Genomic DNA, 22,580 nt, shown 5'->3' on the forward strand with positions numbered 1-22,580 from the left:
GCCCTCGATCTCGTGGAGATGGCGGGAATCGAACCCGCGTCCAACGGTGCGGAATCAGGGCTTCTCCGTGCGCAGTCCGCTTCGATTTTCTCAGCCCCGGAGATCACGCGGACAAGTCTCCGACGGGCTCAGTCACTGTTTGGTTTCCCTCTTCACCCCGTGACCGGGATCAAGGTTTAGTCCCCTAGCTGATGCCAGGATCCGGGTCGGGAACAGCCCCGGGCTGACACTCCCTTAGTAGGAGGCTCGCTTCGCTACCTGAGATCAGGCAGCGAGGGCGAAGGCCTGCTGGGAGGAATCGCGCTTGGTGTTGGCGATTATTTTTTCGGCCTGTGGTTTACGAGATCATGGCCGCTTCCTCGACACGCTTCCCCTGCTTCGACAGCCGCTGTCGAAACCGATCATCCCCATGTTGCTGTGTTTAATTTACAACAGTTCAATCACGTCCACACCTGCTCCGAGGTGCGGATGCCATCCTACGTGACCAACGCACGAAGGTGCCAGCGTATTCCCGGCGTCAGGCCCGCTGCTTGCGCCGGATCGCCGAGACCGTCCGCTCCGCCTCGCGACGGTCCTGCTTCTCGCGGAGGGTCTGGCGCTTGTCGTACTCCTTCTTGCCGCGCGCCAGCGCGATCTCGATCTTGGCCCGGCCGTCCTTGAAGTAGAGCGCCAGGGGCACGATCGTGTGACCGGTCTCCTGGGACTTCGCCTCCAGCTTGTCGATCTCCACGCGGTGCAGCAGCAGCTTCCGCTTGCGGCGTGCGCTGTGGTTGGTCCAGGTGCCCTGGCTGTACTCCGGCACGTGCACGTTGTGCAGCCACGCCTCGTGCCCGTCGAGCTGCACGAACCCGTCGGCCAGTGAGGCCCGCCCCTGGCGCAGCGACTTCACCTCGGTCCCGGACAGCACGAGGCCGGCCTCGTAGGTGTCGAGGATCTGGTAGTCGTGCCGCGCCTTCTTGTTCTGCGCGATCAGCTTGCGCCCTTTTTCCTTAGCCATAGTGCAGCCCATTTTGGCACTACGGAGGGGCCCCGGGGAAAGCCGATTACGCGGGCGCCGCCCCGCCTGGGGCCTGTCCGGCGGATCATGCCGCAGACGCGGGGTCTGGCACGCACATCTGCGGCGTTGTCGTCGGTTGTCGACTCCCCCACTCTCGGCTTCGCTCGAGCGGGGGGACCCCCATCGCGTCGCCGCCCTCCTCCGTCTTGCATCTGCACGCACCAGACCCCGCTCACCGGCGCCGATGAGGCGCCGTGACTTTCCTGCGACCTGATCCGCCGGACAGGCCCTAGCGTCCCAGTCCGCTCAGGACCGTCCGGGCCCGTTCCAGGGCGGCCGGGTCGGCCGGGTCGACCTCCAGGTCGGGCGTGATGCCCGTGCCGTCGACGCCGCGGCCGGAGGGGGTGCGGTAGTGCCCGACGGTCAGCTCGGCCACCGAGCCGCCGGGCAGCCGGCTCGGCATCTGCACCGAGCCCTTGCCGAAGGTGCGGGAGCCCAGGACGACCGCCCGGCCGCGGTCCTGGAGGGCCCCGGTGAGGAGTTCGGCCGCGCTCATCGTGCCGCCGTCGACGAGCGCGACCAGGGGTCTGGTGGTGTCGCCGCCGGATTCGGCGTGCAGGGCCCGCTGGTCGCCGTCGACGTCGTAGGTGGCGACCAGGCCGCCGTCGAGGAAGGCGGAGGCGGCCGTGACCGCCTCGGTGACCAGGCCGCCGGAGTTGCCGCGCAGGTCGAGGACGATTCCGGCGCCGGACGGCACCTGCGCGACGGCGTCGCGCACCTGTTCGCCGACGCCCTTGGTGAAGGAGGTGACCTTGACGACGGTGAGGCCGTCGGCGAGCTTGCGGACGGTCACCGGGTCCGTGGACAGCCGGGCGCGGCGTACGGTCGCGGTCCACGCGCGCGTGCCGCGTTCCAGACCGAGCCGGACGGCGGTGCCGGCGGGTTCCTGCTCGGCGTCGCCGCGCAGTATGGAGACGACCTCGGTGACGGGGCGCCCGTCGACCCGCTCGCCGTCGACACTGCGCAGCCGGTCGCCCTCGCGGATCCCGGCGTCGGCGGCGGGTGAGCCGGAGCGCACCTCGCTCACCTCGATACCGCCGTCGCGCTCGCGGCGCGCGGAGAGCCCGACGCCGGTGTAGCGGCCGTCGAGGGCGGCCTCCAACTCCTCGTACTCGCCCTCGGAGTAGACAGCGCCCCAGCGGTCCCCGCTGCGGCTGACGGCGCGTTCGGCGGCCTCCACGGGGGACTTGCCGTCGGCCATGGCCTCGGCCGCCGCGCGGGCGACGTCGCCGTTCCGGCCGTGCTGACCGGCCGAGGCGGCCGGGGCGGCCGAACGGGCCGTGCCGGGCCCGGACTTCCGGTCGGTCCCGGGGAGCGAGCCGGTGGCCGCGCCCGCGGCGAGCACACTGGCGAACACCAAGGTCAGGACAGCCCCGTGGCGTACGCGGCGGGGCTGACAGAACAGGTCACGACCTGACATGCCGGTGAGTCTAGGACAACGCGAGAGGGCCGCACGGTCGCTTGACCGTGCGGCCCTCTTGGCATGTGTCACACCTTCAGGTACTTGCGCAACGCGAAGAAAGCGGCCAACGCGGGCATCAGCAGACTGGTGGCCAGGATGAGCGGCAGCTTCGTCAGGACGGCGTCCCAGCCGATGAAGTTGATCAGGTTCAGCTTCTCGGACAGGGCGAGCCCGTGGTCGATGATGAAGTACCTGGCGACCACCAGGAAGCCGCAGGCGACACCACCGCCGATGAGCCCGGCGACCGCCGCCTCCATGATGAACGGCGCCTGGATGTAGAAGCCCGAGGCGCCGACCAGGCGCATGATGCCGGTCTCGCGCCGCCGGCTGAACGCCGAGACACGCACCGTGTTGACGATCAGCATCAGCGCGACGACGAGCATGAGCGCCATCACCGCGCGGGCGGCCCAGTTCATGCCGTTGAGGAGGCCGAAGAGGTTGTCCAGGATGCCCTTCTGGTCCTGCACGGACTGCACGCCGTCCCGGCCGTCGAAGGCGGTCGCGATGACCTGGTACTTCTCCGGGTCCTTCAGCTTGATCCGGTAGGACTCCTGCATCTGGTCCGGCGTGAGGGAGCTGGCCAGCGGCGAGTCGCCGAACTGCTCCTTGTAGTGCTTGTACGCGTCGTCCTGCGACTCGTACGTCACCTTCTCGACGACGGCCATCTCGTCGAGGTCGGACGTGATCTGCTTCTTCTGGTCCGCGGTCACCGCGCCCTTGGCGCAGTTGGGGTCGGACTCGGCATCGCTCTTGTTGCAGAGGAAGACCGAGACGTTGACCTTGTCGTACCAGTAGCCCTTCATGGTGGTGACCTGGTCGCTCATCAGCAGCGACCCGCCGAACAGGGCCAGCGACAGGGCGACGGAGACGATCACCGCGAAGGTCATCGTCAGATTGCGGCGAAGACCGACACCGATCTCCGAGAGTACGAACTGGGCGCGCATGGCGTCTCGTTAAGCCTTTCGTTCCTCGACGTCAGTGCTGGTAGCCGTAGACGCCGCGCGCCTGGTCCCGGACGAGGCGGCCCTTCTCCAGCTCGATGACGCGCTTGCGCATCTGGTCCACGATGTTCTGGTCGTGGGTCGCCATGATCACGGTGGTGCCCGTCCGGTTGATGCGGTCGAGCAGCTTCATGATGCCGACGGAGGTCTGCGGGTCCAGGTTGCCGGTGGGCTCGTCGGCGATCAGCAGCTTGGGCCGGTTGACGAAGGCGCGTGCGATGGCGACGCGCTGCTGCTCACCGCCGGACAGCTCGCCGGGCCTGCGGTCCTCCTTGCCGCCGAGACCGACGAGGTCCAGCACCTGCGGCACGGACTTGCGGATCTCGCCGCGGGACTTGCCGATGACCTCCTGGGCGAAGGCGACGTTCTCATGGACCGTCTTGTTCGGCAGCAGGCGGAAGTCCTGGAACACCGTCCCGAGCTGGCGCCGCATCTGCGGCACCTTCCAGTTGGACAGGCGGGCGAGGTCCTTCCCCAGGACGTGCACCTGCCCGTGACTGCACCGCTCCTCGCGGAGGACCAGCCGCAGGAAGGTGGACTTTCCCGAGCCCGAAGACCCGACGAGGAAGACGAACTCGCCCTTCTCGACCTCCAGGGAGACGTCCCTGAGGGCTGGGTGGCTCTGTTTGGGGTAGACCTTGGAGACGTTGTCGAATCGGATCACGGATGCACCACGGGTCGCCGGGGGTAGATGTGCGTGACCATACGCGAACCGGGGAGCGGACCGCAGTCACCGGTCGGGGTTGCGTGGTAGTTGCGCGTTTTGTCCCCGCCGGGAGGGCGAGCGGGGGGCCGGGGAACCTGGCACAGTGGAAGGGGAACGTTCGTGTCGTCGCGGGCGTTGTTCGGATTGAGCCGGTTGCAAGGAGGGCGAGCGCATGACGTATGACCGGTTGGTGTGCGCGAACTGCGCGGCGCCCGTGAGCGAGGGCAGGTGCCCGGTGTGCCGGGCCAACCGCGAGCGGCTCCAGCAGGAGAACAGCTTCTTCGCGGGCCTGAACCCGATGACGCTGATCGCGCTGCTGGCGGTGCTGGTCGCGGCGGTGGCCCTCCTGGCCCACCAGACCGTCTGACAGGCCTGCAGCACCCCCTCAGGGCCTCCAGCACCCCTCAGGGCTCCAGCTCCAGGACGCCGACACCCGCGCGAGCGCGAGGGATCAGCCCAGGACACGTACACGTACACGTACACATGGACAGGCCACATGGAAGGGGCCCGGAGCGATGCCGCTCCGGGCCCCTTCGTGTGCGTACGCGGTGCCTGCGCGGTGCGTACGCGGACGGCTACCGTCAGGCAGTGGCCCCGCCGCGGCCGTTCATCATGCGCGGCAGCAGGCGGAAGCCGATGCCACCGGCGATCATCGTGGCGGCGCCGACCAGCAGGAACGTGGTCTCCGCGGCGCCGGTCTCGGCGAGCTCGTCACCGCTGCCCTGGGCGGCGGTGTCGGAGGCCGGGGCCTCCTCGCCGGTGTCGGTCAGGGCGGAGGAACCCTCCTCCTGAGCGGCGTTGTCGTTGCCGCCGCCGTCGGGGGTGGTGCCGTCGTCGCCGCCGGTACCGCCGCCGTTGCCGCCGGTGCTCTGCGAGCCGCCGTTGTCACCGTTGCCGCCGGTGTCGCCGTTCCCGCCGTTGTCGCCGGAACCGCCGTTGTCACCATTGCCACCGTTGTCGCCGGTGCCGCCGTTGTCGCCGCCCTCAGAGGTGCCCTCGGACGTGCCCTCGGAGGTGCCGGTGGAGGTGCCCTCGGACGTGCCCTCGGAAGTACCCACCGAAGTGCCCTCGGACGTACCTTCCGACGTGCCCTCGGAGGTGCCCTCGGACGTACCTTCGGAGGTGCCCTCCGACGTGCCCTCGGACGTGCCCTCGGACGTACCTTCAGAGGTGCCTTCGGACGTGCCCTCGGAGGCACCCACCGAAGAGCCCTCGGAGGCGCCCTCCGACGTGCCCTGAGAGGTGCCCTCGATCACACCGAGGCTGGTGTTGCCGTCGGTCGTGCCTTCGGTGTCACCGTCGGGGCCGTCCTGGACGGTCAAGTCGAGACCGTCTTCGGAACTGGCGCTCACGCCGATCTCGAGTGCCGAGGCGGCGCCCGCGGCGGTCAGGGAGGCGCCGGCCGCGATCACGGCGCCGGCTGCTATGCGCGCGACACGGATGCGCGTCTTCTTCGTCATGTAGTTGCTACCCCCAGTAGCCATTAGTCGGTGAGGCCGCAATCGGGGCCGTGATCGACGGAGGTAGCTGCGCTCAAGTCCCCCGGTTCACATGCGCCCCAGAAATACGCATGCCGAGCATCACCCTTACGAATGTTCAAAGCAACGTCAAGGCCATTGCGTACGCGATGTCCAGGTACGGGACGTATGCCGGACACAAAGGGTGTGAGTGTGATGTAAAACCCAGACATCACCGGCGAACGAGGGGCAGACGAAAGGCAACCGCCGCCGGAAGGGCGGCAGTTGCCTTGTCGACAAAGCGGCGTTCCCGCTTCGCGTTACTTCTCCTGCTGCTTGCGCCAGCGAATGCCGGCCTCCAGGAAACCGTCGATCTCGCCGTTGAACACGGCCTCGGGGTTGCCCACTTCGTGCTCCGTGCGCAGGTCCTTGACCATCTGGTACGGATGCAGCACGTACGAACGCATCTGGTTGCCCCAGGAGTTGCCCCCGTCGCCCTTGAGGGCGTCCATCTTGGCCTGCTCCTCCTGGCGGCGCCGCTCCAGGAGCTTGGCCTGGAGGACGTTCATGGCGGTGGCCTTGTTCTGGATCTGCGAGCGCTCGTTCTGGCAGGAGACGACGATGCCGGTGGGGATGTGGGTGAGGCGCACGGCGGAGTCGGTGGTGTTCACGCCCTGGCCGCCGGGGCCGGAGGACCGGTACACGTCCACCCGCAGCTCGGACTCGTCGATCTCGATGTGGTCGGTCTGCTCGACCACAGGGAGGATCTCGACGCCCGCGAAGGAGGTCTGGCGGCGGCCCTGGTTGTCGAAGGGCGAGATCCGCACTAGCCGGTGCGTGCCCTGCTCGACGGAGAGGGTGCCGTAGGCGTACGGCGACTGCACGGCGAAGGTGGTCGACTTGATGCCGGCCTCTTCCGCGTACGACGTCTCGTAGATCTCGGTCTTGTAGCCGCGCTGCTCGGCCCAGCGCAGGTACATGCGCTGGAGCTTCTCGGCGAAGTCGGCGGCGTCCACGCCACCGGCCTCGGCGCGGATGTTGACGAGCGCCTCACGCGCGTCGTACTCGCCCGAGAGCAGGGTGCGGACCTCCATCTCGTCCAGCGCCTTGCGCACGGCCGTGAGCTCGGTCTCGGCCTCGGCACGGGTGTCCGGGTCGTCCTCCTCCTCGGCCATCTCGAAGAGCACACCGAGATCGTCGATCCGGCCGCGCAGTGCCTCGGCCTTCCTGACCTCGGCCTGGAGGTGCGAGAGCTTGCTGGTGATCTTCTGCGCCGCCTCCGGGTCGTCCCACAGGGAGGGCGCGGCCGCCTGCTCCTCGAGCACGGCGATGTCTGCCCTCAGCCTGTCGAGGTCCAGGACGGCCTCGATCGACTCCATGGTCGAGGAGAGGGACTTCAGCTCTTCGGATACATCGACGACTGCCACGCGTCCAGCGTAACGGCTCCGTCCAGCGGTCTTCGCCTGGCCGTCACGTGGCGGCGGCGGTGGCTGCGCCGCGCCCGGCCTCAGGGGGAGGCCGGTGCGGAGTTCCGCGTGTCCTGGGGGCCGGTGCCGCCCTCGTCACCGCCCGTGGCCAGCCACGTACCGACGCCGATCGCCGCCACGAGGGCGACCGCGCCCGCGCCCACCGCGATCCGGCGACGCCGCGCGGTGGCGCGGTTGCGGGCCGAGCCGGGGCGCCGGGCGCCGGACGCGCGCGGGGCGCGGGCGGTGCCGCGGGCACCGCCGGCCAGCTCGTCCGGGGCCGGTACGCGCATCGACGTGTGGGTGTCGCGGTTGGAGTCGGCCGGCTTGGCGCCCGGCACCAGGGGCACCGCTCCCCGGCGCCGTACCGGCTCTCCGGAGGAGGCGGGAGCGGCCGGGGGCGCCGCGGACTCGCCGGACTCGCCTGGCTCGTCCTCGTCGTCCTCGGCGTCGGGCTCGTCCACGTCCAGCGGGCCCATTCCGGCGAGCATCGGCAGCAGCTCGCGCAGCCGGGCGCTCAGCTCGGAGGCGCGCAGCCGGGAGGCCGGCGCCTTGGCGAGGCACTGGACGAGCAGTTGCCACAGCTCGTCCGGAATGCCGGGGAGCGGGACGACGGTCTCGGTCACGTGGCGGCGCAGCACCGCGCCCGGGTGACCGCCGCCGAAGGGCGTGAAGCCGGCGAGCAGCTCGTACAGCACGGTGGCCAGCGCGTAGATGTCGACCGCCGCGCGCGGGGGCAGGCCCTCGACGATCTCCGGGGCCAGGTAGTCCGGCGTGCCGATGATCTTCGTGGCGCGGGTGCGCCGCGGGGTGTCGATGAGCTTGGCCACCCCGAAGTCCGTCAGCAGGGCCGGGTGCGAGCCGCCGGGGCCGAGCGGGCCCTGCATGTCGAGCAGTACGTTCTCGGGCTTGACGTCGCGGTGCACGACCCCGGCGGCGTGGGCGGCGGCCAGTCCGTCGGCGACGTCGGCCACGACGGCCACCGCGGCCTCGGGTGCCAGGCGCCGCTCCCGGTCGAGGCGGGTGCGCAGGTCCGTGCCGCGGACCAGGTCCATGACCAGCGCGAGGTCGTTGCCGTCGACCACCAGGTCGCGCACGGAGACGACGTGCGGGTGCTCCAGGCCGAGCAGGGCGGTGCGCTCCTGCACGAAGCGGGAGACGAGTTCCTGGTCGGACGCCAGGTCCTCGCGCAGCAGCTTGATCGCGACGGGCCCCTCGGGACCCTCGCCCAGCCACACCGTGCCGGCGCTGCCCCGACCGAGGATCTGGTGGGCGGTGTACCGGCTGCCGATCTTCCGTGCCAAGACTGCTCCTACCGACGCGTGTTGCGCCTAAAAGTACGCGTCCGAGGAGCCAACCTTCACAGCGGAGGCGGAAATCACCCGCTGGGTGTCGACAAATCCCCAGCCTCGCCTCCGGACGGGGCGGAAACGCGTCCGGTACCCGTGTCCGTACACGACGTGTACGGACACGCTGGAGGAGCCGGCTCAGCTACCGGTCACACCCCGCCGCCCGAGCCGCCGAGGTCCCCGATCCAGTCGGTCACGGAGGTGAACCAGTCGCTGAGCTGCTCCCAGTAGCCCTTGCCCGTGCCGATCCAGTCCTGGAGCGGGCTCAGCTCCCAGATCAGCCAGCCGGCCACGAACAGGATGACGATCGTGAACAGGCACCCCTTGAGGCAGCCGAGCCCCGGGATCCGCATGGGGTTGGCGCTGCGCTGCCGCGGCGGCCTGGGCTCGCGCCGGGGCGGCTGCGGCTCGGGCGTGGGCGGCGGCGCGTACCGCTGCGGCTGGGGCCGGGGCGGCTGCTGCTGGGGCTGCGGATTGGCGTAGCGCTGCGGCGGTTGCGGTTGCTGCGGTTGCTGCTGCGGATAGCCGTAGCCGGGCTGCTGGGGCGGCGGGCCCTGCGGGGCCTGGCGCGGCTGCTGGGGCGGGCGGGACACCTGCCGCTGGGGGCGGCGGCGCAGCGGGTCCTCGTTCGGGTCGAGGTACTGGACCTGCGTCTGCTCGTTGCGGTCGCGGGCGGCGCGCAGTTGGTTCTGCCAGGGGTGCGGGTCCTCGGGCCCGCCCTGTCCGGGCCCGCCCGGCTGTCCCGGCCCGCCCGGCTGTCCCGGCCCGCCCGGCTGTCCGGGTGGCACCGGCGGCATGACGGCGGTGGGGTCGGCGGCGCCCGCCTGGTTGCCGGTGTGCGGCAGGACGCTGGTCGCGCCGTTCGGGTCGTAGGCGCCGCTCGGGTTCTGCGGCAGGACCTGCGTCGGATCGGCGGCGCCGGGGGCGCCCGGGACCTGCGCGGGCGTCGGGTCGGGCACGAGGAGCATGCCCACGTTCTCGGCGGCGCCGATCTGCGCGCTGTTCGCGTGCACGCCGATGCCCTCGGCGACGACGCGCAGGCCGCGCGCGAGGTTCTCGGCGCTGGGACGGTCGTCGGGGTTCTTGCGCAGGCAGCGCTCGATGACCGTCCACAGCGGGTCGGGGACGGTGGAGGGGCGGCGCGGTTCGGCGCTCAGGTGCTGGTGCAGCACCTCCAGGGCGGAGCCCCCGCCGAACGGGGGACGGCCGGTGACCAGCTCGTACATCAGGATGCCGGCGCCGTAGACGTCGACCGCGGAGGTCTGCGGGCGGCCCTCGGCGGACTCCGGCGCGATGTACGCGGGCGTGCCGACGAACTCGTGGGTGCGGGTGAGGCCGGGTGAGTCGGCGAGGCGGGCGATGCCGAAGTCGGTGAGCATCGGGTGCATCTCGCCGCCCGTCTGCTTCAGCAGGACGTTGGCCGGCTTCAGGTCGCGGTGGACGACGCCGTCGGCGTGGCTGGCGGAGAGCGCGTCGGCGACCTGTGCGGTGAGCAGGGCGGCGGCAACCGGGGTGAGCGGCCCGTTTTCGCGCAGGTAGCGGTGCAGGTCCGGACCGTCGACGAGGTCCATGACGAGGGCCAGCAGCTCGCCCTCGACGACCAGGTCGCGGACCCGGACGATGTTGGGGTGGGTGAGCCGGAGCAGGACCGAGCGCTCGCGCAGGAAGCGCATCACGATGTCGGGGTCGCTCGCGAGCTCCTCCTTGAGGACCTTGATCGCGACGGTCTCGCCGGGCTGTCCGGCCACGGCCGCCTCGGCTCCAGCGGTCTCGCGCTGGCGGGCACGCCAGACGGTGCCCGTGGCGCCGCGGCCGAGGGGCTCCTCGAGGAGGTACTTGCTGCCTACCGGCCGCACGTCATGCGCTCCTAGTTGCTTGCTGGCTGTTCGGACCCACTGTGCCGGATCCAGTCCGATCCGGTCGGACCCGGCGGATCCAGTCGGACCCAACTGTAGTGCCGCCCCCGGACCACGTTCGAAGGAAAGACGCTCGACCCGGTCCCTTGGTTGCTGTTGCCCGTACGTGACCGATCTCAAGCGGACGGTATTCGATCATCCGCAGACCACCTGTCAGGCATTTTTGGGGGCAGAGCCGACCAATCAAGATCATTTGATGGCGGGCGGCGGGCGCGTTGTCAGTGGCAGGTGCGAGGATGCGTGCAGTACTGGCCGACGTGCTCGTGTGGCGGTGGGGGAAGTCCGCGGTGGGGGACCGCGGTGACGGCTTCTGTCCCGGCGTGCGGGCGCCCGCGCGAAGGGACCGCTGACGGCGATGCAGATCCGGCTGACCGTCGTAGACCCGCTGGGCCCGCATGCTTCGGTGGGGGGCCGCGCCGCGAGCTGCGACGTGCTGGTCACCGCACCGGCCGGCACTGCCCTGGCCGCGGTCGCCTCCGCGCTGGCCGCCGCGCTCCCCGGCGGCGAGGGCCCGGGCTCCGGCCAGGTGGTGCTGTACGCGGGTGCGCAGCGGCTCGACGCCCAGCGCAGCACCCTGGGCGAGCCGCCGCTGATCGACGGCGCCGTGCTGTGCCTGGGCGCCCCGGGCGAGCCCGACCCGCACGCCGAGCCGGCCGACGTCCCCGCCCAGCTCCACGTGGTCGCGGGTCCCGACGCGGGCGGCGTCCACCTCCTGCACGGCGGCCAGATCCGGCTCGGCCGCTCCGCCGACGCCGACGTCGCGCTCGACGACCCGGACGTCTCCCGGATGCACTGCGCCGTGACCGTCGGTCCCGACGCCCGCGTCTCGGTCGCCGACCTCGGCTCCACCAACGGCACCACGCTGGACGGCACCCGCGTGGGCGACCGCCCGGTCCGCTTCGCGCCGGGTGCGCTGCTGCGGATCGGCGAGTCGGCCCTGCGGCTCGTGCCGGTGCCTCCGGCGGCACAGGCGCGGGTGGCGACGACGCCGGACGGGGAGGGACACGTACGGCTGTCCGGGGCTCAGGTGTCCCCGTCGGGCGACGGATACGGGGAGGGTGACAGTGACAGTGACGCGGTGATTCACGCGCGCGTGGCCGACGTGGCGGAGGGGCACGCGCGCGAAGCCGACGTGGCGGAGGGGCACGCGCGCGAAGCCGACGGCCGCTCCCGCGCGACCGCGCCGGCCCACGGCGCCACAACCGGCCCGACCGGACCCGCGCGGGCGACCGGCACGCCGAGCGGTTCTCCCCGTACGGCCGGTGCGGCGGACTCGACCTCGCCGGGCGCCACGCCCCACGGCACCGGGACGGGCGGGACGACCGGGACGGAGGGGCCGACCGGGGCCCGCGGGCGGACCCATCACGCGTACGGCACGTCGGGGTACGGCACGGACGCGGCGCCCGTCGAGCCGCCGCAGGTACCCGGCCAGGGCGGCGCCCCCCGCATCGAGAGCCACGGCACCGGCCCCACCGGGGGCCTGCCCCGCCAGTCCCCCGCCGGAGGCGAGACCCACGGCGGCGCGCAGGGCGCGGGGGCGTACGGGACGGGCATGCCCGCTGCGCAAGGCTTCCGCGCTCCGGCCCCGGGCACACCCGGCGAGGACGCGTACGGCACGGCCTCTTCCACGCCGGGCGCGAGCCGCCGGGGCGGGTCCGGCGCTGGCACGTCCGGCGGGGGCGCGTCCGGCAGGGGCGGGTCCGGCACTCGCCCGTCCGGCTTCGGCGCGTCCGGCGTGGATCCGTCCGGCACTGGCACGTCAGGCTTGGGCCCGTCCGGCGCGGGCGCGCCGGGTGCGAGCCGCCCGGGCCCCTCCGGCGCGGACCCGTCCGATGTGCATCCGTCCGGCGTGGATTCGTCCGGCGCAGATTGGTCCGGCGTGGATTCGTCCGGCCCGGATCCGTCCCGCCCAGGCCCTTCCGGCGCGGATCCCTCCGGCGGGCGGTCGGCCCGCACGAGCACGGACGGATCCGGTGCCGGTTCCTCCGGCGGGCGGTCGGCCCGCACGGGCGCAGGCGCTGCCCACCCGGACGCCTCCCGTACGGGCGCGGCCGGTGAGACGGCCCGACGCCCCGCCGGTGCCCTCGGCCGGACAGGCGGCGTCGGCCCGGACGACGGCACGGGCCGGGAGAGCGACACCGCCCCCGGAACCGGTACGGATACGGATGCCCGCACCGGACGCAAGGGCACTCCCCTGCGCGGCACCGACGTACCGCAGGAGGTCCGCAGGCGCGGTGGGATAGGGGCGTGGGCGCGGCGGCTGACCGGCGGGCGCGGCGCCGTACAGGAGGAAACCGCGTCCGGCACGTACGCGTACGTCGAAAAGTCGGCCGGACCGACACCGGCGGCCCCGGCCGGCACCTCCCGCGCCCCGGAGACGTGGCCGGACTCCGCATCGCTGCTGCTGACGGCGCTCGGGCCGGGTCCGAGGCTGTGGGAGCGCGGCCCGGGCCACCCGGAGGCGCTCACCGTGCGGCTCGGTACGGCCGACCGGGTGGCGCCGGGCGGTGCCACGCCGCTGCCCGCGGTCCCGGTCACCGCCGACCTGCGCGAGGTCGGCGCGCTCGGGCTCGCGGGCCCGCGGGAGCGGCTCGCCGGGCTGGCCCGCTCGGTGCTGGCGCAGTTGGCCGCGCTGCACTCCGCCGACGCCCTGGAGATCGTCCTGATCAGCGCGGACCGCTCCCGCCCGCTCGCCGAGCGGAGCGCCGAGTGGTCATGGCTGGGCTGGCTGCCCCAGCTCCGTCCGGGCCACGGCCAGGACTGTCGCCTGCTCCTCGCCCACGACCGCGAACAGGCCACGGCCCGCGCCCACGAACTCCTCCGCCGCCTGGAGGACCACCACTCCGACGCCCGGCCCCCGACCCCAACTGCCACGATCCCGGCCCAGCCGGCGCCACCCGCGCCGGACGCACTCCAGGACCCGGCGACGGACGCCGTCCGCCACCAGCCCTCCTGGGCGCGGCCCGACGGCATGTCCGACGAGGTAACCGACCCCGCCGAAGCCTTCACCGGGCCGTACACCGTGGTCGTCGTGGACGGGGACCCCGGCGGTGCCGACGTGCGCGACGCGGTGGCGCGGTTGGCCCTGGAGGGACCGCGGGCCGGTATCCACGTCGTCTGCCTCGCCGAGACGGCCGCCGCCTCCCCCACGTCCCCGGTGACGCGGACGTACGAGGCGGCCTGCGCGGTGTCGCCGGTGTTCCGGGAGTGCGGTGCCGTGGCACTGCTCAGCGGCGACGTGGCGACGACCCTGCGGCTGCTGCGCGTCGCCCGCACGGGCACGAACTCGGGCACGGGCGCCCCGGCCGCTCCCTCCGGCCCGGTCGGTCACGGCACCCTCGGCACGGTGGACGCCGTCTCCCTGCCCTGGGCCGAGCGGTTCGCGCGCGCCCTGGCCCCGCTGCGCACCGACACCGCCGCGGGCGGCGGCGAGCACCACGCGCGCGTGTCCGCACCGCTCCCCCAGACGGCCCGGCTCCTCGACGAACTGGGCCTGGCCCGCGCCACCCCCGCCTCCCTGATGGCCCGTTGGGCCGACGCGTCCGACGACGCACAGGCTCTCGGGGGCCGCGCGCACGCGGTCCTGGGCGCCGGTCCGCGCGGCCCCGTCACGGTCGATCTCGCCGCCGAGGGACCGCACCTGCTGATCGAGGGACCGCCCGGCAGCGGCCGCACCGAGCTGCTGCGGGCCCTCGTCGCCTCGCTGGCCTCCGCCGAACGCCCCGACCGGCTCGGCGTCGTCCTCATGGACGGCCGCGACAGCGTGAGTTCGGGCGGCGCTCACGGCGAGGGCCTGCGCGTGTGCACGGACGTACCGCACGTCACCACCCACCTCACCGCCAACGACCCCGTGGTGATGCGGGAGTTCGCCCAGGCCCTGAGTGCCGAGCTGAAGCGGCGCGCCGAACTGCTCGGACGGTCGCACTTCGCCGAGTGGCACACCGGACGCGAGGTGTCGGGCCGCCTGATCGCCCAACGCACACCGCCGGCAGGCGGGCCCGGCCCGGCGGAGCTGCCGGAGAACGGGGACGTCGACTCCCCGCCCAGCTCCACCATGCGGCTGCGCCCCGGCACGGCCCGGCGTCGGGCGGGCGCCGTACCGCCACTCCCCCGCCTCGTCGTCGTCGTGGACGACCTCGACGCGCTCGTCACACCCCCGCTCGGTTCCCCCGGGCGCCCCGCGGCGGGTTCGGTGATGCGGGCACTGGAGGCCGTCGCGCGGGAGGGCGAGCGACTCGGCGTCCACCTGGCCGCCGCCACCGCACCCGGCGGCCGTACGGACCGCACGGAGCCCGCACTCCGCGCGACCCTGCGCGTCACCCTGGACGCGCCGGTACCGGGCCCGGACGAACCGACACCCGGACGCGGCCGGTTGACCCACCCCGACGGACGCACCACCCCCTTCCAGGGCGGCCGCGTCACAGGCCGCATCCCCCGCACGGCGACCCTGCGCCCCACGGTCGTCCCCCTGGAATGGCACCGCATGGGCGACCCACCCACCCGCCGCCCAGTCCGCGAACTCGGCAACGGCCCGACCGACCTGGCCCTCCTGGCCAGCGCCCTGGAACGCGCGGCCCGGGAGGTCTCGGCGGCGGAGGTCCCGTCGCTCTTGTGACGTGCTCCCTGCTCGCTCGCTCCCTCACCTAAAGTCCATGGATTCCGGCCTGGGCCGCCGACCCTTCCGCGGGGCTTCCTGCCCTACCGCGCTGTGCGGGCAAGTGCGCCCGTCTTATCGGCGCTCCACAAGCGTTTAGTGTCTATGCCCGCCGGGCGGCGACGATTCGGCGTCACACCGAGACGGCCCTGTTCTCGTATAGCTACGGCCAGGTGGCGTGTAGCGCTGAGTAACCGCCGTAGACCTCGTTTCCCTGACTTGGTCGTCTCGTTGAGCTGAATGAGTGATGGCGAGGGGCGGGATGGATGCGGCAGGACTGGGAGCCGGAAGACCTGATCGAGGTCTGGACGCTGCTCGAAGGCGACATGAAGAAGGTACGGAACAAGTCCGGGGCGACCAGGTTGGGCTTCGCGCTGTTGCTCAAGTTTTTCGAGGTCGAGGCCCGATTCCCGGAGTCCGCCAAGGAGATGCCCGCCGCAGCAGTCGAGTACGTGGCCCAGCAGGTCAAGGTTCCCGCCGGTGCGTGGGCGGACTACGACTGGCAGGGCGACCGGATCAAGCGGCACCGCAAGGAGATCCGGGAGGCGTACGGGTTCCGGGCGAACACCGAGGAGGACCAGGAGCGGCTGGCCGAGTGGCTGGCCGCTGAGCTGTGCCCTGTGGAGCTGTCGCGGGATCGGCTGGCGGCGGCCGTGGTGGCCCGGTGCCGCAACGACTACATCGAGCCGCCGGCCCCCGGGCAGGTCGGGCGGCTGGTGGGCAAGGCGGTCAAGGACTTCGAGGCCCAGTTCTGCCGCAGCAGGATGGAGCGGATCTCGCACGCGACACGCTCGCGCCTGGAGGACCTGGTCGCCGGCAGCGAGGAGGAGACGGTCGAAGGAGCGGACGGTGAGGGCGCGGTGTCGGGCGGCGGCCGGTCGCACTTCGCCGAGCTGAAGGCCGACCCGGGGGCACCGGGGCTGGAGAGCCTGCTTGCGGAGGTGAACAAGCTGAAGCGGGTCCGGCGGCTGGAGCTGCCCGCGGACTTGTTCGCGGACGTGTCGGAGAAGCTGGTGGACGCGTGGCGGGCGCGTGCGTCGAAGGAGTACCCGGCGAACCTGGAGCGGATGAAGCCGCCGCGGCGCCTGGCGCTGCTGGCCGCGCTGTGCCATGTGCGGCAGACGGAGATCACCGACTCGCTGGTGGACCTGTTCATCCAGTTGGTACTGAAGATCAACACCCGGGCGGAGCGGAAGGTCGACAAGGAGCTGAACGCCGAGCTGAAGAAGGTCCGGGGCAAGGAGGGCATGCTGCTGCGGGTCGCGGGGGCGGCGTTGTCCGGGCCGTCCGGCACGGTGCGGCGGGTGATCTACCCGGTGGTCGGCGGGGAGAAGACGTTGAAGGCGCTGGCGGCGGAGGCCGCGGCGAACGAGGCCCGCTACAAGGCCCGGGTGCGTACGGTGCTGCGGTCGTCGTACTCGGCGCACTGGCGGCGGATGCTCTCGCCGCTGCTGGGCGCGCTGGAGCTGAAGTGCAACAACACTTCCTACCGGCCGGTGATGGACGCGATCGACCTGCTCCAGCGCTATCTGGACCAGCCGCTGAGGGAGGGCGCGTTCTTCGATCCTGCGGAGAGTGTGCCGCTGGCGGGGGTGGTGCCGGAGCACTGGCGGGCGGCGGTGGTGGACGAGCGTGGCCGTGTCGAGCGCATCCCGTACGAGCTGTGCGTGCTGGTCGCTTTGCGGGACGCGGTGCGGCGGCGGGAGATCTGGGTGGTGGGGGCGAACCGGTGGCGTAACCCGGAGGACGACCTGCCCGCCGACTTCGAGGACAACCGGGACGTGCACTACGCCGCGCTGGGCCAGCCGCAGGACGCCGGAGAGTTCATCGCCGCCCTCCAGGGCAAGCTCCGTACCTCGCTGGACCGCTTCGAGCAGGCGCTGGCGGAGGGCACGACGGGCGGGGTGGCGATCGTCAAGAAGCACGGCGAGCCGTGGATCCGGGTCTCCCCTCGCGGCAAGCAGGAGGAGCCGGAGAGCCTGGTGGCGATCAAGGGCGAGATCGAGCGGTGCTGGGGCACCATCGACCTGCTGGACATCCTGAAGTACGCCGAGTTCGACACGGACTTCATCGCCGAGTTCACCTCGGTCGCCACCAGGGAGATGCTCTCGAAGGACGTGCTGCGGCGCCGGCTGCTGCTGGTCCTGTTCGGCCTGGGCACGAACATGGGGATCAAGCGGGTCGCGGTGACCGGCAAGCACGGCGAGTCGGAGGCGACGCTGCGGCGGGTGCGGCACCTGTTCGTCAACCGCGCCAACATGCGCGCGGCCCTGCGGAAGCTGGTGAACGCCACCTTCGCCGTCCGGGATGAGATGTGGTGGGGCACCGGCACGGCGTGCGCCTCCGACAGCCGCAAGTTCGGCGCCTGGTCCTCCAACCTGATGACCGAGTGGCATCAGCGCTACCGGGGCCCCGGCGTGATGATCTACTGGCATGTCGAGCGGAAGTCGGTGTGCATCTACTCCCAGCTGAAGTCCTGCTCGGCCTCCGAGGTCGCCTCGATGATCGAGGGTGTGTTGCGGCACTGCACCGACATGGAGGTAGACCGGCAGTACACCGACACGCACGGCGCCTCCATCGTCGGCTTCGCCTTTGCTCACATGCTCGACTTCAAGCTGATGCCCCGGCTGAAGAACATTGGATCGGCGAAGCTGTACCGGCCGGCGGCCGGGGAGGACGAGAACTGGCCGAACGTCGGCCCGGTGCTCTCCACCAAGACGATCGACTGGGAGCTGATCGCCCAGCAGTACGACCAGATCGTGAAGTACACCACCGCCCTGCGTCTGGGCACCGCCGAGGCTGAGCAGGTCCTGCGGCGCTCCACCCGCGGAGGGCCCAAGCACCCGACGTACCGGGCGATCGAGGAGTTGGGCCGGGCGGTGCGTACCTCGTTCGTCTGCGACTACCTCGCCGATGTCGAGATGCGCCAGGAGATCCACGAGGGGTTGCAGGTGGTGGAGAACTGGAACTCCGCGAACAAGGACCTCTTCTACGGCAAGGACGGCGACCTGGCCGGCGCCGACAAGGAGTCCCAGGAGGTCAGCATGCTCGCGCTGCACCTGCTCCAGTCCGCGCTGGTGCACGTCAACACGCTGCTGATGCAGGAGGTCCTGGCCGATCCGAAGTGGGCGGACAAGCTCACCGACGCGGACCGCAGGGCGCTGTCGCCGCTGTTCTGGACCCATGTGAATCCGTACGGCCGGTTCGAGCTGGACATGAACAACCGCCTCGATCTGGACCTGTCCATCCGGGCCACGGTGCCCGGCCCGCGCACCCCGCAGGACGAGGCAGCCGCAACCCCGGCGTGACAACCGGTTCCGGGCCAGCCCTACCTCGTGAGCGGCTCCACTCCGAGGAGGGCTGCGGTTTTGGTGTAGACGGTCCGGGCGAGACCGTCGTTCAGGGCCAGGCGCGAAGGGGTGTCCGGCTGGGACTCGCTGAAGAATCCGCCGCTGGGGCGCGGTGCGGGCGAGGCGCCGGCGAGCCAGACTGGGGTCTGCACACCTTCGTCCGGGGTGATGGCGAACGGACGGAACAGCGGGGCGGTCAGCCGCATCAGACCGCCGGCGTTGCTGTTCATCCCGGTGCCCTTGACCATGCCGGGATTGGCGTTGTAAAGGCTCATGCCGTCAGGCAGGCGGTGTGCGAGTTCTCGCGCGGCCAGGAGGCTGACGAGTTTGCTCGTCGCGTAGACGTTGATCTGGTTGTAGAAGCGCTTGCTCCACGATGTTCCCGCGACATCCGGATCGGTGGCATCGATCCTGCCACGCTTTTCCACGAACGAGGACATGTTGATGATCCGCGCTTCGAGCGTGAGTACTCCCTCGGCCAGGAGGGCGTGGGTGAGCAAGAACGGGGCGTGGTGATTGAGTGCGTAGGTGCGCTCCACGCCGTCCGGTGTTTGCTCGTACCGGGGGAACGCCGCCCCTGCGTTGTTGATGAGGACGTCCACCGGGTGTCTGTCGGCGGCCAGTTTCGCTGCCAGTGCCTGTACCTGCGACCACTGTTCCAGGTCAGCGGTGTACGTCCTCGGCGGTGCCGCGTCACTGCCCGCAGGGGCCAGGCCGCGCAGGCTGTCGGCGGCGGCCCGGGTGCGCGTCGCGTCCCGGCCGACGAGGACGACGCTCTGACCGGCCTTGATGAGGTGGCGTGCCGTCACAAGGCCCAGGCCTGAGGCTCCGCCCGTGATGACTGCGGTCTTGCTGCTCATCGCTGCTCCTTTTTCACGGTGTCCTTGACGCTGGCGGCCTCACCTTTCGGGCGGGGGCCGTCGATCACTTCGCGGAGAAGCGTGTGCAGGCGCAGCCTGCTCTCGTGGTCGAGGAGCGCGAAGGGTGAGTGCTCGGTGGTGTGCTGGATGACGCGATCGCGCAGCGCGCATCCCTCGGGGGTGAGCTGGATCACCTTCGAGCGGCGGTCGATGGGGTGAGGCACACGGCGGACCAGGCCGCGCTTCTCCAGCCGGTCAATCATCGACGTGGCGGTTGAGGCGTCGCACTGCAAGAGTTCGGCCAGACGGCGCGCGGTCATCTCCCGCCCGCGACTCAGCCTCCACAGCGCATCGGCCTGAGTGTCAGTCAGCCCCGCTTCCCGGGCCAGCTCCTTCAGCTCGGCATGCACCTGGGCGCGGATCGCGAACAGGCAGTCGTAAAGCTCTTCGGTCAGCTGCCGATCATCCATGACCCACACAGTACATAGATAATCCAATTATTTGAAATTCCATGTACTTTGCGGGGCCCTCCTGGCGTGGCGGACCGGCCCGCCGTGACGCTCAAGCCGCCCCGCCCTGTCGACTCCTGGATGCAGTGGTCCGACTCCCAGAAACGACCCTTTCCCGGAGCGAGATCGGAAACGGTCGGCGGAGGCGGTCCGAAGCGCGGATTCACTGTCACAACTCGTTCTCACTCAGAAGTGGAACCAGGCGCGTTCTGGGAAATGTTTGTGACAGTATCCGGGGTCATGACGGACCCTCAAACCGCACTCGCGCCCGAAGCGGACGACGTCGAGCGCCACCCCTGCCCGCGCTGTAACGCATCGCCAGGTTCACCCTGCCGCTCGCGCTCCGGCGCGGTCGCCGGGACTTACCACACCGGCCGCTTCACGAAGGTGCCCCGGCTCGCGAAACTCCTGCGCGTGCCGACACCCGCCGACCGCGGCCCCGGCCAGCCGTGGAGGCCCGGCACCCCGGCGCCCGCGCCCGTCGACCCGGACACTCCGAGCGCGGACATCCGCATCGGATACGCCCGATGCTCAACCCTCACCCAAGAACTCCAGACACAGCTCGACGCGCTCACCGCCAAGCGCATCCCCCGGGACAAGATCTTCTCGGAGAAGATCAGCACCCGGGTCCGGGTCCGCCCGCAGTTCGAGGCAGCCCTCACCGCCGCCCGGGAGATCAAGGCACACGCACCGCACTGCCGGGTGATCTTCACGGTGTACGAGATGAAGCGTCTCGGGCGCGATGCCGCAGAGCTGACCGCGCTCGCCGACCACCTCACCGCCCACGGCCTGGTCCTGGAAATGCTTGCCGGACCCCTCCCGGGGATGTACGACCCCAGCGGTCCGGGACGCCTGCTGTTCGGGTTCTTCGCGGCGATGGCAGAGACCGAGCGCGAGAACATCCGCGAGGCCACCCTCGAAGGACTCGACACCGCGGCCCGCAAGGGCAACCACGGCGGCCGGCCCCCGGTCATCACCGACGACATGCTGCACACCGTGCTCCGACGCCGCGCGAACGGCGAGACCGTCGAGGACATCCAGCCCGACCTGCTCATCCCCACCGGCCGCCGCAAGGGACAGAGCCCCAGCCTCTCCAGCATCTACCGGGCGCTGGCCGAGCACGAGAAGACCCAGGCGTACCCGGAGGCCGTCGAAACCGCGCACGCCGACTTCGCCGCCCTTCAGCAGCGCGACCGCAGCCCCGTGTAGTTACTCAGCGCTACACGCCACCTGGCCGTAGCTATACGAGAACAGGGCCGAGACCGCCGGTCGGACGAGGAGGCCAAAGGGACTGGGCGGCGTGATCGACCACACAGGGCCCTGGACCGTCGCCGATGTCCTCGCCTTGCCGGAAGATCGCACCACCCGCTATGAGCTGCTGGGGGAATCCCTGGTCAAGTCCCCTGTCCCCGGCGTCCGTCACCAGCGAGCCTCGTTCCGCCTCCACCTCGCCCTGGACGCAGCCGCCAGAGCGGTCGGCGCACCGGTGGAGGTCCTGGAGGGCGTCAACACCGTCCTGCCGTCAGGCCTGGTCGTGCCCGACCTGACGGTGGTCGACGCCGACGCGACCGCCGACGATCCTGTCGTCGTCGACATCGAACCCGGTACAGCTTGTCGCCGAACTCGTCTCCCCGGGCAACAGCACCATGGACCGCAAGGTCAAGCCCACGCTCTACGCGGAGGCCGCCATCCCGCACTTCTGGCGACTGGAGTTCGACCCCGCGCCGATACTCGTCGTCTACGACCTGCAGCGCGGTCGATACGCCGAGCGGACCACCGCACTCGCCGGCGGCACCCACCCAGCGATGTAAGACCGAGGAGAAGCGGCGTAAAGAAGGAGATCGTTAAGGTTATGGGGGACGATGTCGATCAGGCCCTTCGTTCGAGTCAAGCGAGGTGAACGTGGAGCTTGATTGTGCGATCTATATCGCCGCTCCGAACTGGGATATCGTGAGCCACCGGTTGCTTCACTGTATTCCTGAGGCCCTCCTCGAGGGTGATGTCATTCACTTCCCTTCACTGGTGGTCGAGTGGCAGCGTAATGATTACGAGGGGACAGTAGAATCGGAAGATGACTTCATCGGCTGGCCATCTGTACTGGATTGCCAGCCGACCGATTCGGCATCGCTCGGAGAAGTTGTTCCAGTTGCATCCGAAATACTCGGAGCGCTTTGGGAGGTAAGAATTCGCGCGGTCGCGGCATGTGACTACGAGCATCTATTGCCTCGAAAAGGTGGCACTATACCGTGAGCTCGAATATGTCTATTCGATGGGAAACTCTTGCGTTTCTCGCTGTCAAGCTACTGCCCTACGGCGACACGCCAGGCAAGACAGAGTCCCTCGACTTTCCCATCAATGGATGAGCAGCCGTCAGACGGCAAACAAACAGGAGTTGACACCTGGACACCCTTGCATAAAGCTATTGAGACGAGTCAATATGAGCAGATCGCCATCTTGTTGAGTTCCGGGGAAGACCCAAATGAGATCTGCTTCGGGCATACCACACTCACGCATTCTATCGATTTGGAAGGGGATGGCCATCTCCAGTCTGGTTACCCGCTCAATGCGGCGGCGACTGCCATACTGTTGGCGTATGGCGCTGACCCTGCGCTCCCCGCTGCGGATGGTGAAACTCCACTACAGCTAGCAGAGCGTTACGAGCATGGGCCAGCACAGGACTTGCTCCGGCGCTTCTTGAGGCAATGCCACTTAGCTTAAGTTGATCATGTTGCTGTGGCTGGAGCCCCCGGGAGGTTGAGGAGGCGGATGGTGGCCGGTCCGGCGTGGCGCGTC

At 70.7% G+C, this 22,580-nt stretch carries 18 protein-coding genes and 1 other RNA gene; 7 read left to right on the forward strand and 12 right to left on the reverse strand.

The window, feature by feature from the left end; all coding sequences use genetic code 11:
• Positions 1-10: 10 nt before the first annotated feature.
• The 5 genes from ssrA to ftsE form a co-directional block, all read right to left on the reverse strand.
• Positions 11-409, reverse strand: a transfer-messenger RNA (tmRNA) gene (gene ssrA / locus KUM40_RS36645).
• A 108-nt stretch (positions 410-517) separates the two neighbouring features.
• Positions 518-997, reverse strand: a complete 480-nt coding sequence (gene smpB, locus KUM40_RS36650; RefSeq protein WP_217170637.1) for an SsrA-binding protein SmpB — start codon at positions 995-997, stop codon at positions 518-520.
• A 289-nt stretch (positions 998-1,286) separates the two neighbouring features.
• Entirely contained in the window at positions 1,287-2,477 is a 1,191-nt protein-coding gene (locus KUM40_RS36655) for a S41 family peptidase (protein ID WP_217170638.1), read from the reverse strand.
• Between the two features lie 68 nt (positions 2,478-2,545).
• Positions 2,546-3,463: a permease-like cell division protein FtsX gene (gene ftsX, locus KUM40_RS36660; RefSeq protein ID WP_217170639.1), complete on the reverse strand. Its 918-nt coding sequence runs from the start codon at positions 3,461-3,463 to the stop codon at positions 2,546-2,548.
• A 31-nt stretch (positions 3,464-3,494) separates the two neighbouring features.
• Entirely contained in the window at positions 3,495-4,184 is a 690-nt protein-coding gene (gene ftsE, locus KUM40_RS36665) for a cell division ATP-binding protein FtsE (RefSeq protein WP_217170640.1), read from the reverse strand.
• Positions 4,185-4,398: 214 nt separating this feature from the next.
• Here ftsE and KUM40_RS36670 point away from each other — a divergent pair, with 214 nt between their 5' ends.
• Entirely contained in the window at positions 4,399-4,593 is a 195-nt protein-coding gene (locus KUM40_RS36670) for a hypothetical protein (RefSeq protein WP_217170641.1), read from the forward strand.
• A 214-nt stretch (positions 4,594-4,807) separates the two neighbouring features.
• On the opposite strand, the gene KUM40_RS36675 is transcribed toward KUM40_RS36670, so the two are convergent.
• From KUM40_RS36675 to KUM40_RS36690, 4 genes are all read right to left on the reverse strand, one after another.
• Positions 4,808-5,686: a hypothetical protein gene (locus tag KUM40_RS36675; RefSeq protein WP_217170642.1), complete on the reverse strand. Its 879-nt coding sequence runs from the start codon at positions 5,684-5,686 to the stop codon at positions 4,808-4,810.
• A 317-nt stretch (positions 5,687-6,003) separates the two neighbouring features.
• Positions 6,004-7,110: a peptide chain release factor 2 gene (gene prfB, locus KUM40_RS36680; protein ID WP_217170643.1), complete on the reverse strand. Its 1,107-nt coding sequence runs from the start codon at positions 7,108-7,110 to the stop codon at positions 6,004-6,006.
• 80 nt (positions 7,111-7,190) lie between these two features.
• Positions 7,191-8,453, reverse strand: a complete 1,263-nt coding sequence (locus KUM40_RS36685) for a serine/threonine-protein kinase (protein ID WP_217170644.1) — start codon at positions 8,451-8,453, stop codon at positions 7,191-7,193.
• A 194-nt stretch (positions 8,454-8,647) separates the two neighbouring features.
• Positions 8,648-10,354 carry a serine/threonine-protein kinase gene (locus KUM40_RS36690; protein ID WP_217170645.1) on the reverse strand — a complete coding sequence of 569 codons (1,707 nt, stop codon included), beginning with the start codon at positions 10,352-10,354 and terminating at the stop codon, positions 8,648-8,650.
• A 415-nt stretch (positions 10,355-10,769) separates the two neighbouring features.
• On the opposite strand from KUM40_RS36690, the gene KUM40_RS36695 reads away from it, so the two are divergent.
• The gene (locus KUM40_RS36695) at positions 10,770-15,029 is read left to right on the forward strand and encodes an FHA domain-containing protein (RefSeq protein ID WP_217170646.1); all 4,260 of its coding nucleotides are present in this window, start codon (positions 10,770-10,772) and stop codon (positions 15,027-15,029) included.
• Between the two features lie 305 nt (positions 15,030-15,334).
• On the forward strand, positions 15,335-18,376 hold the full coding sequence (locus KUM40_RS36700; protein ID WP_217170647.1) for a Tn3 family transposase: 3,042 nt from the start codon (positions 15,335-15,337) through the stop codon (positions 18,374-18,376).
• 20 nt (positions 18,377-18,396) lie between these two features.
• On the opposite strand, the gene KUM40_RS36705 is transcribed toward KUM40_RS36700, so the two are convergent.
• Together KUM40_RS36705 and KUM40_RS36710 are read right to left on the reverse strand one after the other, a co-directional pair.
• Positions 18,397-19,278, reverse strand: coding sequence for an SDR family NAD(P)-dependent oxidoreductase (locus KUM40_RS36705; protein WP_217170648.1), 882 nt, complete (start codon positions 19,276-19,278; stop codon positions 18,397-18,399).
• A complete protein-coding gene (locus KUM40_RS36710) occupies positions 19,275-19,748 on the reverse strand; it encodes a MarR family winged helix-turn-helix transcriptional regulator (RefSeq protein WP_217170649.1) in 474 nt (157 codons plus the stop codon). The genes KUM40_RS36705 and KUM40_RS36710 overlap by 4 nt, the downstream gene beginning before the upstream one ends.
• Before the next feature lie 453 nt (positions 19,749-20,201).
• On the opposite strand from KUM40_RS36710, the gene KUM40_RS36715 reads away from it, so the two are divergent.
• The gene (locus KUM40_RS36715; protein WP_308401316.1) at positions 20,202-20,996 is read left to right on the forward strand and encodes a recombinase family protein; all 795 of its coding nucleotides are present in this window, start codon (positions 20,202-20,204) and stop codon (positions 20,994-20,996) included.
• A gap of 313 nt (positions 20,997-21,309) precedes the next feature.
• On the opposite strand, the gene KUM40_RS42265 is transcribed toward KUM40_RS36715, so the two are convergent.
• Positions 21,310-21,435 (reverse strand): hypothetical protein, encoded by a 126-nt coding sequence (locus KUM40_RS42265; RefSeq protein WP_302180944.1) that lies wholly within the window; start codon positions 21,433-21,435, stop codon positions 21,310-21,312.
• Between KUM40_RS42265 and KUM40_RS41855 the strand changes: the two genes are divergently transcribed.
• The 3 genes from KUM40_RS41855 to KUM40_RS42775 all read left to right on the forward strand — a co-directional run bounded on the left by KUM40_RS41855 (position 21,434) and on the right by KUM40_RS42775 (position 22,505).
• Positions 21,434-21,598 carry a hypothetical protein gene (locus tag KUM40_RS41855; RefSeq protein WP_254396217.1) on the forward strand — a complete coding sequence of 55 codons (165 nt, stop codon included), beginning with the start codon at positions 21,434-21,436 and terminating at the stop codon, positions 21,596-21,598. The two genes, KUM40_RS42265 and KUM40_RS41855, sit on opposite strands and share 2 nt — an antisense overlap.
• 85 nt (positions 21,599-21,683) lie before the next feature.
• A complete protein-coding gene (locus tag KUM40_RS36725) occupies positions 21,684-22,037 on the forward strand; it encodes a hypothetical protein (RefSeq protein WP_217170651.1) in 354 nt (117 codons plus the stop codon).
• 105 nt (positions 22,038-22,142) lie between these two features.
• Positions 22,143-22,505 carry an ankyrin repeat domain-containing protein gene (locus KUM40_RS42775; protein WP_374227456.1) on the forward strand — a complete coding sequence of 121 codons (363 nt, stop codon included), beginning with the start codon at positions 22,143-22,145 and terminating at the stop codon, positions 22,503-22,505.
• Positions 22,506-22,580 lie beyond the last annotated feature (75 nt).

This window comes from Streptomyces sp. AC512_CC834 (assembly GCF_019049325.1).
Lineage (GTDB): Bacteria > Actinomycetota > Actinomycetes > Streptomycetales > Streptomycetaceae > Streptomyces.